The organism is Wolbachia endosymbiont (group A) of Cephus spinipes (genome assembly GCF_964026895.1).
GTDB classification, from domain to species: domain Bacteria; phylum Pseudomonadota; class Alphaproteobacteria; order Rickettsiales; family Anaplasmataceae; genus Wolbachia; species Wolbachia pipientis.
In genome coordinates, this window is sequence record NZ_OZ034713.1 from 112,536 (window position 1) to 124,520 (window position 11,985).

Consider the following 11,985-nt stretch of genomic DNA (forward strand, 5'->3'; position numbering starts at 1 on the left):
CCAAACTAAGTAGAAAAAAGGTGTCATCCGAGTAGCTGACACTGGTTCCTTTACGACGGAAGTGTCCAGAGGTGTCATTCCAGTCTGGAATCCAGAAAAAAGGATGGTGTCATTCCGTATCCGTTCAGTCAATGACGTCAACTTAAGAACTTTCATTAGCAAACTCTCCTAAAGACATGATGGCGTTTAGGCTTATCTACTTTATTGCGGCTGTCCCGGTCGGATTTTAACTTTAGCGCGTATACTTAAAAAGGGCTTGAAAGTTTTTTGGCGCAATAAGTACCTGATAGAGTTTCTGCCTCATTACACCAAATAAAACTGAAAAATTTAAACGATACTCAGTAATTTGATCTGGGTTCCAAGGCCCTTGTGCATCACACATATGAAGCGATAATATATTGCACATGACCAAGTTTGCCCAAAATTCTTGTAATACAGCCTCTCCAGAAAAATTCTCTAACTCTGCTCCTACTTTGAGTCGTTTATAGCACTCCTCTATGTGCCACCTTAACACATAAGCTTTGCTCCAAAGTCTCGGTCAAAAACTCTGTTTCTCAGTTGGCTAATGTCAGCACTATAACTCTTACTTTCTGTCCTTTCATTTTATTTTTTAGCTTTTCATTTTCTAATATAAAATCAAAATCTAATTCGCCAGCGTTCCCATAGCTTACTATAATTTCTTTTTTGCAAGCGAAAAATAAAATCTACTTCCAAATCATAATGCTGCTGAATGAATTTTACTGAAGACGATCATAGATAAATAATAATTTCTCTTGATTTAATAAACGCATTTGAGTGATAACTTCGGGTAATTGCTCTGCCGCCAACGTTTGTTCACCTATATTCCAAGCTGCAAGACGAGCACTACAAATTAGCGAAGTACACAAATCAACAAACAAATTGCCAATGGTGCCTGTTGTTCCATTTGGTTCAAACTCGGATACAATTTCCCCAGAGCTGGGTAATCTCATACCAGAACCATCTTCTGCAATAAGTCTATAGCCTCTCCAACTCAGGTTCATCCTGATAGGCTGTTTGGATGCTTAAATTCTTGAAAGCCTGTATGGCAAATCTTATACCTTGCTTTAGAAAAAGCTTGCTTTGAGGGTACATGTCAATGGCTCCATAAGTTCACATTCTATTCCCAAACTTTTTTTAACTAACTTTAAAATCATAGAAAATACTGTCGAAAAAGGAAGTTTTCTTGTTCGTGTAAAACTCAACACAATGGATTTTCTGAAAAGTTTTCGAGTATATTATATTTTTAATTTGTAGAATAAGGTTTTTTCCTTTTTGCATATTTCACCTAAAAAGGACACATTTTAGACTTCTTTGTTGAAATAAAACAGAAACAAAAGTGCTGTCCCTTGCACTCTTTGGATAATTTAATGATAAAAAATTTAGAGAGAAATTTTATATACTATCGCTGATATTTTTCCTTAAGTTGACGCCATTGCCTGAACACTTACCTAATGATGAAGCTATCGAAAACATAGCAAAGAGACTTCAAAAATCTATAGACGATGCAAAAAAGCACAAGGTCATGTTTAGTGTTGATGTATTCCAAGGAGAAAAAAGTCATCAATAATAGATTATTCGATACTGATCTTATACCACCTCATGGAGCAAGATAAAAATGTTACTGAGACTGGAAAAGAAAAACTACGGCCTCTTATGTTAGAAATGTTTAATCTAGTTTCAACAGGCACTGATGTGAGCCAAGAAGTTCGGAGATTATTGCCAGAAGATATACTGAAAGAACGCGGCGAATATTTGTCACGTCTAAAACAAATTGTAAGTGATAGTATTGAAAATGACAAAAAAAAAGAAATTGTAGTAGAAAGAGATAATAAATTTTATTATGTACAGTGTCCAGAAAAAAGTGTGATCACTCCTGCAAAATTTATGAACTCCCCGGAATTTAAGGACTTAGAATATGGTGCATTGCGAATAGGAGAAGGAGATAATCTAATCTGAATAAAAAGCTGGCAATATCATGATATGCAAGGCAAAGTAAAAATGACCTTTAGGGTAGGCGATGAAAAGATCGAAATGATTTTATCTTCTGAAAAAGCTGAAAGTTTTGGTAAAATAATGGTACATATGGATGACAAAAGTTGTGAAATCTTCTCAAAGTACCTAAAAGAGCTAGAAAAAGAACCTCGTATAAGCAAGGTTGTTGAAGCTGCTAAAAGTTTTGCACAAACAAAAAGCAGTGCAGTTAGTCCACCTCTTTCTAATATGAAAAGTGTTGACACATCGCAACATTTTCAAAGTAGTGACCATGAATCACCAGAGCATTAACAATTATCATACATACATTGTTGCATATAGCAATAGTGTATGTGTATAGTTAGTAGGGTTTGTAAACTTAATAAAGTCTACAACTAATTTGAAAACTACTTTATTGTATGCAAGACTTTAAAATACTAGAAAATCTAAAAACCAAAGCACTAGAAGCTGAAAAAGGAGGCGGTTCTGACAGGATTACCAAACAACATGAAAAAGGGAAATTAACTGCTAGAGAAAGGCTCAGTATATTGCTCGATGAAAGTTCTTTTGCAGAATACGATAAATTCGTAAAACATCATGCAAATGATTTTGGCATGCAAAATGCTAATTTTTTAGGTGATGGGGTAGTGATTGGTCATGGTACTATTTATGGCAGAAAAGTTTTTGTTTATTCTCAGGATTTTACTGTCTTTGGTGGTTCACTTGGTGCGTCACATGCAAAAAAAATATGCAAAATTATGGATATGGCAATTAATGCCAGAGTTCCAATTATCGGACTAAATGATTCTGGTGGAGCCAGAATTCAGGAAGGAGTAAATTCTCTTGCTGGTTATGGAGAAATTTTTCAAAGAAACGTAAATGCATCGGGTGTTATACCACAAATTTCTTTAATTATGGGCCCATGTGCAGGAGGTGCAGTTTATTCCCCAGCATTAACTGACTTTACTTTCATGGTGAAAAACAGTTCATATATGTTTATAACCGGGCCAGATGTAGTAAAAAAGGTTACCTACGAAGATGTAAGTTTCGAAGACCTCGGTGGAGCAAAAATTCATACAAGCAAAACAGGAGTAGCGGATTTTGCATTCAATAATGATGTTGAAATGCTGCTAAAAATGCGTGAATTCTTTACTTTCTTACCAGCAAATAATCAAGAATCACCAAAATCTGCATCAATCTGTAATGATGTTGACGACATTGATGAATCCTTAAACACTCTAATTCCTACCAATCCTAATACTCCTTATGATATGTATGAACTCATTGAAAAAGTTTGTGATGAAAGGAATTTCTTTGAACTGAAACCTGATTTTGCTCGTAATATCATAACTGGTTTTGGTAGAATTGGAGGAAATACTGTCGGTATTGTTGCAAATCAACCTATGCACCTTGCAGGATGTTTGGATATTGATTCTTCAAGAAAAGCTGCGAGGTTTGTAAGGTTTTGTGACGCATTTAACATTCCGATCATCACACTTATTGATGTTCCAGGATTTTTGCCGGGTACAAATCAAGAATACAATAATATAATACAACACGGAGCGAAACTGCTTTACGCTTACGCTGAAGCGACCGTGCCGAAAATTAGCCTTATCACTAGAAAAGCGTATGGTGGTGCATACATTGTTATGAATTCGAAACATCTAAAAGGTGATATAAATTATGCCTGGCCAACTGCTGAAATAGCTGTGATGGGCCCTGAAAGTGCAGTTGAGATTATATTTCGACACGAAAAAGATCAGCAAACGTTAATTAAAGAATATAAAGAAAAATTTGCTAACCCATTTTTTGCTGCATCATATGGATACATTGATGACATTATAGTGCCAAGTAAAACAAGGTATCACTTTTGTAAAGCATTAGAGCTACTCAAAAACAAGAAGGTAGAAAGGATATGGAAAAAGCATGACAACTTACCTCTGTAACTTTCTTCTAAGCCTTGCTTACAAGTTATGCAATATTATAAGTATAATCAGTGTGCCGTTACCAAGACTCGAACTTGGGACCTCGTCATTACCAATGACGTACTCTACCACCTGAGCTACAACGGCAAGTTTATATATTATGATAATGAATAACACAAAAAAGAATAAGGAAAAAGAAGAGGAGAAAAAAAGATTAGCGAAAGCTTTAAAGCAAAATATTTTGAAAAGAAAAAAGCAGCAACAGAGTAGACAGAGAACCCTTTCAAAACTCGTTTGTGGTGAGGAATTTTTAGGAGAAAGCACCGCAGAATACTCGAATGTATTTGAGAACGACAAAATTACCATCAGAAACTTAAGTTTTGAAGGAGGTATCATGCCAGAACTACCGGAAGTGGAAGTAATCTCTAATTTTTTGCTTGATAAAATTAAAAACAAGCAAATCAGTAATGTTATAGTGAATAATTGGAATTTACGTGCCCCAATAACAAAAAATATTGATGATATGCTAAAGGGCAAAGTCATACGCAACATCAAGCGTAGAGGTAAGTATACCATCTGGAATACAGATGGTAGTGTGGCTGTAATCATACATCTTGGCATGAGCGGAAAGCTTATATATGCTGACCACGATCAAATGCGGAATAAGCATGATCACGTGGTATTTTTATTTTCTGACAATACTTCAATAATTTTTAATGACCCAAGAAGATTTGGATTAGTTATCGTTTTAAATAAAGAACAAGAAACGGATTTTTTTAGCGATTTTGGAATAGAGCCCCTCACGGATGAATTCAGTGGAGACTATTTACAGGAGTTGCTGAAAAACAAAAAAGTGAATATCAAATCAGCGTTAATGGACAATAAATCAATAGTTGGCGTAGGCAACATATATGCTTCTGAGAGCTTGTTTAGAGCCTGTATATCACCACTCAGGTCAGCAAAAAACTTGACCTATAGAGAGTGCGAAAAACTTGCTGCTGAAATAAAAAATACTCTGAGTGATGCAATTGCTGCAGGCGGTTCAACACTGAAAGATTATGCACAGCCATCTGGATCTGCTGGATACTTTCAAAATAACTTTTACGTATATGGTAAAGTTCAAAAACCTTGCAAGATTTGCAATAATATCATAACACTTATACGACAAAATGGCCGTAGCACTTATTTTTGCAACGCGTGCCAGAATTAAGATTTTATTTTTTGATATGATATTTTCACTTGAAAAAGATCCATTTGATTTGTTTTCAAAGTGGTACAAAGCAGTACTTAATTCTCCGTGTGAACAACCAACTGCAATGACGCTAGCAACTTGTAGCAAAGACTGTATTCCATCTGCAAGAGTGGTATTACTAAAGGAATATAGCAAAGAAGGTTTTGTGTTTTTCACTAACGTAAACAGTAAAAAAGGGAAAGAATTGACTGAGAACCCCAAAGCTGCGTTAGTGTTTCACTGGATAGAATTTTCTAGGCAGGTAAGAATTGAAGGAGAGGTTAAACTTCTAAACGATGAAAGAACTGACAAATACTTCTCTTCTCGAGCACGTGATAGTCAAATTAGCGCATGGTGCTCAAAACAATCGAGCATTCTGAAAGATTGGCAAGATTTTGAGCAAGCTATTGAATTGAAGAATAAAGAATTTTATGATCAAAAGGTCCCTCGTCCTGATTTTTGGGTGGGATTTTGCGTAATCCCAAAAGTAATTGAATTTTGGCAAGAAGGTGAATATAGGAAGCATATTAGATTTAGATACACTCTTGTTGAGGGAAGCGATTGGAAAGTGGAACAACTATATCCTTAAAAATGGTTGCGGGAGTAGGATTTGAACCTACGACCTTCAGGTTATGAGCCTGACGAGCTACCGAGCTGCTCCATCCCGCGTCGTTGCTTATTTAGTTATTATATATACAAATAATGAAAAAAGAAAAATAAAATTTCACCACATGCAAATATCGACACACTTATTAACTTTTCTTGACATAATAGTTAGTTATATACGTAACAATCTGCGCAATGAACAATATAACTTGATACTGTGGTTTCCTGTTTTTCAGTGTGTAGGAATTCTAACCTATTTTTCCCTAAGTTTTGAACCAAGCTGCATATCTATTTTTCTTTTGCTTTTACCCACACTAATTTTGATTGCAATATTGTATAAAAGGTACGCGATATTGTGTATCGCTTTAATAGCAGTGCTCATAGGATTTACAGCTAGTAAATTAAGAACAGCTTTAGTTGATACTCAAATTCTTGATAAAGAGAGATATGTAAAAGATATCGTTGCCACAGTGAAGGATATTAACGACAGGGGCTCATATAAACAATTTCTGCTTTCTGTTGAAAAATCCCCTACTATCTCAAAATCCTCTCCTGTCATCCCAGCGCCCCCTTTTGTCATCCCAGTACTTGATACTGGGATCCAGAAAAAAAAGATATGGATTCCAGCGTCACGCGCTGGAATGACACCGGATAGAGCTCTAGATAACATCAGAATATCAGTTAGAACCAAAGTGGAAAAAGGCATTAAAATAGGCGATCAAGTAAAATTATCAGCAAAACTCTTCCCTCTAAAGATTGCGCCCTCGGAGTATGCATACGATTTTGCAAGAATAGCATATTACCAGAAAATAAGTGCAACAGGCTTTGCAACAAGCAAAATAGCCCTGCACAAAAAGGCTGAAGCAAGGAAATTTCAAGAATATATAGAATCTTTCCGTCAATACATTTATGAAAACCTGCAGCAAAATATCAAGAAACCACATGCGGATATAATCTCTGCATTACTGATCGGTAAAAAAGATGGCATAGATCAAAAAACTATGGACGCGATACGAGATTCAGGTATAGCACATTTGTTTGCCATATCTGGTTTGCATTTATCATTCGTTGCTGGTCTGTTTTTTGTAGTGTTTCGTAATTTATTCGCAATATCTGAAACTTTGACTCTTAAGTATAACACCAAGAAAATATCTGCATTCCTTACTATCTTGCCAACCACGTTTTATTTGTTGATTACCGGTATGCAAATTTCTGCTCAGCGTGCCTACATCATGGTGATTTTAGTACTCGTTGCAATAATGATAGAGAGAAAATATCGAGGGTTAATAGCAATTGCGTTTGCTGCTTCAGTGATACTCTCAGTAGAACCAGAAGCAATTTTAAAGCCTGGCTTTCAGATGTCATTTTCTGCTGTTTTGGCACTGGTTGCCAGTTATCAGATCAATGCCAACAAATTATTCAAAATAAAAATAATGAAATATTTTGTGTCGATAATGATCAGCTCAGTAATAGCAAGTTTAGCAACTGTTCCGTATACGATATATAATTTTAATTATTTTTCAATTAGTGGCATTATCACAAATTTAGTTGCTATACCGATAGTTACATTAATTATTATTCCACTTGGAATAATCTATGTTTTTTTGATTCCTTTGGGTATTGAGTGGATTATAGCGCCACTTATAGAGCGCCCAATTGACAGCATTTTGTATATAACAAACGCTATCGCTAGTCTTCAGTATTTGGTTATTCCCATTCGTACTTTTCCTGCCTCATCAATTATTATAATAACATTTGGGTTATTGTGGCTGTGCTTGTGGGAAAGAAATTGGCGTTTTTTGGGATTTTTTTTTATTGTACTAGGTATTTGCTTTAGCGCTGCATATAAAACCCCCGACATCCTAATAAATGCTGATAATGTTGCTGCAAAGGAGAGTGATAACTTACTATATTCTCTCACTAGAAAAAGCAGAAATTTTGTTATCAAAACGTGGGCAAAGCAAAACGGACAGAACCAAATTTTGAATCATACAAAATATAGCAATCCAGATAAAAGACTAAAGTATGGCTGCATATATAATAAAGGAAATAATAAATTAGTGCTGCTAGCTTATAAAAAAGAAGATATTTCAGAAAATTGTGATAAAGTTGATTTAACAATTCAATTAAGTGAGTTTGACTATTCAGCTTGCAACGCTAAAATTATTAAACATGCTGATCTAGAAACGTATGGCACACATTCTGTTTGGTTAACAAATCGTTACGTAAAGATTAATACAGTGCGCTCCAATAGGCCTTGGCACATGTTGAAAAATTAAGAAACTTGATTTTAAGGTTTGGTTAATGTATACCTAAATAAGTTTAAACTAGAAAAATGTTATGGTTACAGACACTCAAGATCCTTTCAAAGACTATTTTGATTTTTTAGGATTTAGAAAACTTTCTGACCAGCCCAGTAGAATTTTGAGCTCTATAAGAAAGTATTCTGGTACTATATCGATAGCAAGTACCATTGCTACTCTTATAGCATTTACTGCCTTTTCTATTCAGCCTGTTACAGTAAGTATTGCTGGGTTTGCGTTCACGCCAGCACCTCTTGCCTTTATTCCTCTTATAGTTCTCTTATTTACTGCTGTTATAAACTTTATAAATACACAAAAAATAAAAGAGAATGAGATAGATAAAAAAGTAGGAAACTATCAAGTTGATGAACAGTACAGCCAGATTGTTCAAGAAGCCGAAAAAATTGAAATTGTAACAAATTTAGATAAAAAGGGGGAAAAGCTTTCAATAGTTTTACCAATTTCTAAGACGCAGAGAGAAATACTAGAAGATATAGAAGCAGAAAATAGAAATAGGATTCTCTTGTTTACTGGATCATATGTATTTGGTACTATTATAGTAGTTTCAGCAATATCACAATCCATTAATGCTCCAATAATATTAATAGCTTTATTAGTCGCTATTCTTTTATGCATCATATCAACACTTAGCAATCTAATAAGTAATAGCGTGGATCATGAAAATCATACTATTAGAAAACACAGTTCTTTAGGTCTTCTATTTCCATACTGGTCTGGAAAGGGCATGATTGTATCAGTAGTAGAAAATAAGCTTGGTAAAAGGGAAAATGAACTAATATCTCTAATGAAAAAACTACTTAGTCCGCTTTGCAACTCATTTGACAGTAACCTTAAAAAAGCTTGCGATTTACTTGATAATAGTCTTTTAAAGCCTGCAAATATTAACATTAAAGAAACGCTTGATCACCTAAAAAAAATCAGAGAAGACATCAAAAAAGATTTAGATTGGCTACATGCAGAAATTTCAGAAGTTTTAAATAACACTAAAGAATTGACAAAAAAAGCACATTCACTAGATATTGAAGGTACTTTTTCTAGGTTAGAGAATGCTATTAAAATTGCTGAAGATAAAATTGAACGATTTGAACCAAGCCGCTTTGTAGGCTGGCTTCAATCAACTACGCAGTCTAATAATAACGAGTTCCTTAGCATGCTAAAAAAGTTAAAAGAGGATACAGAAAAGGAAAAAACGGAATTGAAGAAGCAATTAAACGTAGTAAGGAATGAATTAGAAGAAATAAAAAAGAAGCAAGCTCAACCAAGTACGCCTGATTTAGAAGCTAACAATGGAAATAATACTAATAAATTATTAGTATTAGAAAATAAAGTCAAAGAACTACGTGACACAGTTAGAAAGTTAGAGCTGGAAGCAGAACAAAATAAGCTGCAGCAAAAGAAGGAAAAGTTAGAGCAAAAAAAATCTGAACAAGAAAAAACAGATGAATGGAAAGAAAAAATCAACGGCAAACCAAGTGACTTTCTATATTATTTATTAGAATCTATTAAGCTGGAAGAAAAAGATAATAAAGAAAAAAAGGTTGAGGCAACATTACGAGATTTTGATAATAAAGTTACAATCTACTGGAAAGATGGCTCTCAAACAATTTGCCATATTAAAAAACAAGGTGATCTGCAAATTGAGTCTAGTGCAACAATGTTTACAGACCCAAATGTTCAAGCAGCATGGGAAATGGCGCGGGGTAAATCACTATAGATCACTCAATAATAACCTTAAGTGTTAATAATGATAAAGAGAAATTAAGGTTAGACACCTATATAGCTGAAAAATGCAACATATCACGCAGTAAAGCTCAAAGATTGATACAAAATGAGCAGGTGAAATTACTTGGCATACCGATAATTAATAATGATCACATAGTAAAACCAGGTGAAGAGTATATAGTACATCTCGTTCAACCTGACATATCCACATCAATTGAGCCTAATTATGACATAAAACTTGATATCGTCTATGAAGATGAGGATATTATAGTTCTGAGTAAACAAAGTGGATTAACAGTGCACCCAGGTGCTGGGACAAACAATGATACGCTTTTGAACGCAGTTATCGCTCACCTTAATGTAAGACCAGGAATTGTTCATAGACTCGATAAAGATACTAGTGGGCTAATGGTAATTGCAAAAAATGAAGCAGCCCATAGTTTTTTGTCTGAATTGTTATCGAATCGCAAAATAAAGCGGGAATACTTAGCAGTAGTTTGGGGAACATTATCTTCTCAGCAAGGCACGATAAAAACTAACATTGCTCCCAAACGCGGTAATAAAGAAATGATGTGTGTAACAAAAATCACAGGCAAATTAGCAATCACTCACTATTTAGTGCAAAAAGTTATAGGACAAGTAAGCCTCGTTAAATGCACTTTAGAGACAGGCAGAACACACCAAATTCGAGTCCACATGAGCCACATAGGACATTCCATAGTTGGTGATCAAGTTTATGGAAAAAATAGTAGTAAAAGCACAAAATATGCTAAAAACTCTAGTTTTATTCGTAATTTCAATAGACAAGCACTACATGCTTATACACTGGGCTTATATCACCCCAAAAGTAAGGGATACATGGAATTTGTCTCTGATTTACCGCAAGATATAAAAACTTTAATTGGTGAGTTTGACAACATATCTTAATAACATTCGTATTAACCTATCAATATTATCATCCATGTTATCAGGAAGTTAATTAATGAAAGAAAAACTGCTGCACTACCTAGATCTTTCACCTTTTTTGAAAGTATGTGTTGTTCACTGGAAATACGCTCAATTGTCGTTTCAAAAGCAGTGTTAACAATTTCCACAATTAACACCAGGAATAGGCTGCTTATCATTACTGCACGTTCTAGATTACTTACATCCAAAACAAACAAAATTGAGACACATACTATAAAAAGCAGTAACTCCTGTCTGAACGCAATTTCTGATATAAAAGCTGATTTTATTCCTTCACAAGAGTATTGAATTGCTTTTATTAGACGAATAATGCCCTTCTTCATTATTATTCACAAAACCCTTTAATCAAAATTTTAACTCATTTGGATTTGCTACACCCTATAGCATTTTTATCATTTGTTTACCCTATTGGTTTTGAAATTAAGATTTACCGCAACTACAATAAGTACTCTTATCATCACATTTTGGTGTTAAGTCAGGATAGAACGTGAGTATAGCATCATTCTTTCTTACAAACACTGATTGATAATCGTCATCTTCCATTTCATATAGACACATTCCATCTTTTCCTAATTCCTTAAACGCCTTAGTTGCAGAAATTATCGGCATGAAGGTTATATGCGTATCCATTTGGGCATTTAACTTTCACTTCCCCATCCTTACCTAAATATTTCATTCCAAATGTATAAACTGGCGGCTTAATATCTGATTTATTGCATAGGGACTTATCATTCCAAATTGCACCTGCCCATTTATCTTCTTGAGCTTCAACATATCTACCTACAAAATGCATACCACCTAGTTTATCGTTTGGCTCACCACAAAAAATATGTCCAAACCCTATAGTTTCTTTTTCACTTTCACTATTTGTAAACCAAATGTTAGCCAGTTCATCTTTAAGTAACTCCAAATCCGCATCTGGCGTAATCACTTATATATTCCTTTCACTACTTCTTGATGCTGCGGACAACTAAGTAAAATTTTGAAATCTTCTTTATCTGGATGTGCTCCCCAATCTCCACAAACTTTCAACACTCCTCTATCGAAGTCAGTTAATTCTGAAACGGTGGCTGGTTGTGAACTGAAAAATGGTTCAAAATTGACTTCAACATTTTCTTCTACATAGCCGGTGTGAAAATAATGATCCTTAATATAAAAAATAAATCCTATTATTGGTATTATTAAACACAAAATTAGTTTAACTGTCTTCGACATAATC

Annotated in this window: 13 protein-coding genes, 2 tRNA genes and 1 pseudogene; 9 read left to right on the forward strand and 7 right to left on the reverse strand. The window is 34.5% G+C overall.

Translation table 11 applies throughout. The features are described from left to right. Nucleotides 1-155 precede the first annotated feature (155 nt). A pseudogene (locus AAGD59_RS00570) lies at nt 156-1,299 on the reverse strand (transposase). 154 nt (nt 1,300-1,453) lie between these two features. Between AAGD59_RS00570 and AAGD59_RS00575 the strand changes: the two are divergent. The 4 genes from AAGD59_RS00575 (at nt 1,454) to AAGD59_RS00590 (ending at nt 3,938) form a co-directional block, all read left to right on the forward strand. Next, nucleotides 1,454-1,588, forward strand: coding sequence for a hypothetical protein (locus AAGD59_RS00575; RefSeq protein WP_255324782.1), 135 nt, complete (start codon nt 1,454-1,456; stop codon nt 1,586-1,588). A gap of 32 nt (nt 1,589-1,620) precedes the next feature. Continuing rightward, entirely contained in the window at nt 1,621-1,977 is a 357-nt protein-coding gene (locus AAGD59_RS00580; RefSeq protein ID WP_227738564.1) for a hypothetical protein, read from the forward strand. 24 nt (nt 1,978-2,001) lie between these two features. Then, the gene (locus tag AAGD59_RS00585; RefSeq protein WP_231115838.1) at nt 2,002-2,304 is read left to right on the forward strand and encodes a hypothetical protein; all 303 of its coding nucleotides are present in this window, start codon (nt 2,002-2,004) and stop codon (nt 2,302-2,304) included. A 107-nt stretch (nt 2,305-2,411) separates the two neighbouring features. Beyond that, entirely contained in the window at nt 2,412-3,938 is a 1,527-nt protein-coding gene (locus AAGD59_RS00590; protein WP_341812931.1) for an acyl-CoA carboxylase subunit beta, read from the forward strand. 53 nt (nt 3,939-3,991) lie between these two features. On the opposite strand, the gene AAGD59_RS00595 is transcribed toward AAGD59_RS00590, so the two are convergent. Next, nucleotides 3,992-4,064, reverse strand: a tRNA-Thr gene (locus AAGD59_RS00595). 247 nt (nt 4,065-4,311) lie between these two features. On the opposite strand from AAGD59_RS00595, the gene mutM reads away from it, so the two are divergent. Both mutM and pdxH read left to right on the forward strand, forming a co-directional pair. Then, nucleotides 4,312-5,127 carry a bifunctional DNA-formamidopyrimidine glycosylase/DNA-(apurinic or apyrimidinic site) lyase gene (mutM, locus tag AAGD59_RS00600; RefSeq protein ID WP_015589411.1) on the forward strand — a complete coding sequence of 272 codons (816 nt, stop codon included), beginning with the start codon at nt 4,312-4,314 and terminating at the stop codon, nt 5,125-5,127. Nucleotides 5,128-5,143: 16 nt separating this feature from the next. Beyond that, entirely contained in the window at nt 5,144-5,737 is a 594-nt protein-coding gene (pdxH, locus tag AAGD59_RS00605; RefSeq protein ID WP_015589412.1) for a pyridoxamine 5'-phosphate oxidase, read from the forward strand. A 3-nt stretch (nt 5,738-5,740) separates the two neighbouring features. Here pdxH and AAGD59_RS00610 read toward each other — a convergent pair. Further along, a tRNA-Met gene (locus AAGD59_RS00610) sits at nt 5,741-5,817 on the reverse strand. A gap of 62 nt (nt 5,818-5,879) precedes the next feature. Between AAGD59_RS00610 and AAGD59_RS00615 the strand changes: the two genes are divergently transcribed. The 3 genes from AAGD59_RS00615 (at nt 5,880) to AAGD59_RS00625 (ending at nt 10,727) form a co-directional block, all read left to right on the forward strand. Further along, on the forward strand, nt 5,880-8,033 hold the full coding sequence (locus AAGD59_RS00615; protein WP_015589413.1) for a ComEC/Rec2 family competence protein: 2,154 nt from the start codon (nt 5,880-5,882) through the stop codon (nt 8,031-8,033). Nucleotides 8,034-8,094: 61 nt separating this feature from the next. Beyond that, the gene (locus AAGD59_RS00620; RefSeq protein ID WP_141456661.1) at nt 8,095-9,792 is read left to right on the forward strand and encodes a hypothetical protein; all 1,698 of its coding nucleotides are present in this window, start codon (nt 8,095-8,097) and stop codon (nt 9,790-9,792) included. Next, nucleotides 9,783-10,727 (forward strand): RluA family pseudouridine synthase, encoded by a 945-nt coding sequence (locus tag AAGD59_RS00625; RefSeq protein ID WP_041573544.1) that lies wholly within the window; start codon nt 9,783-9,785, stop codon nt 10,725-10,727. The genes AAGD59_RS00620 and AAGD59_RS00625 overlap by 10 nt, the downstream gene beginning before the upstream one ends. 11 nt (nt 10,728-10,738) lie before the next feature. Here the strand turns inward: AAGD59_RS00625 and AAGD59_RS00630 are convergent, their stop codons facing one another. From AAGD59_RS00630 to AAGD59_RS00645, 4 genes are all read right to left on the reverse strand, one after another. Then, a complete protein-coding gene (locus tag AAGD59_RS00630) occupies nt 10,739-11,089 on the reverse strand; it encodes a diacylglycerol kinase (protein WP_007549043.1) in 351 nt (116 codons plus the stop codon). A gap of 97 nt (nt 11,090-11,186) precedes the next feature. Then, nucleotides 11,187-11,375 carry a hypothetical protein gene (locus tag AAGD59_RS00635; protein WP_041573545.1) on the reverse strand — a complete coding sequence of 63 codons (189 nt, stop codon included), beginning with the start codon at nt 11,373-11,375 and terminating at the stop codon, nt 11,187-11,189. Beyond that, on the reverse strand, nt 11,353-11,697 hold the full coding sequence (locus AAGD59_RS00640; RefSeq protein WP_227738569.1) for an EndoU domain-containing protein: 345 nt from the start codon (nt 11,695-11,697) through the stop codon (nt 11,353-11,355). Before AAGD59_RS00640 ends, AAGD59_RS00635 begins: the two co-directional genes overlap by 23 nt. Further along, a complete protein-coding gene (locus AAGD59_RS00645) occupies nt 11,694-11,981 on the reverse strand; it encodes a hypothetical protein (protein ID WP_012673373.1) in 288 nt (95 codons plus the stop codon). The genes AAGD59_RS00640 and AAGD59_RS00645 overlap by 4 nt, the downstream gene beginning before the upstream one ends. Nucleotides 11,982-11,985 lie beyond the last annotated feature (4 nt).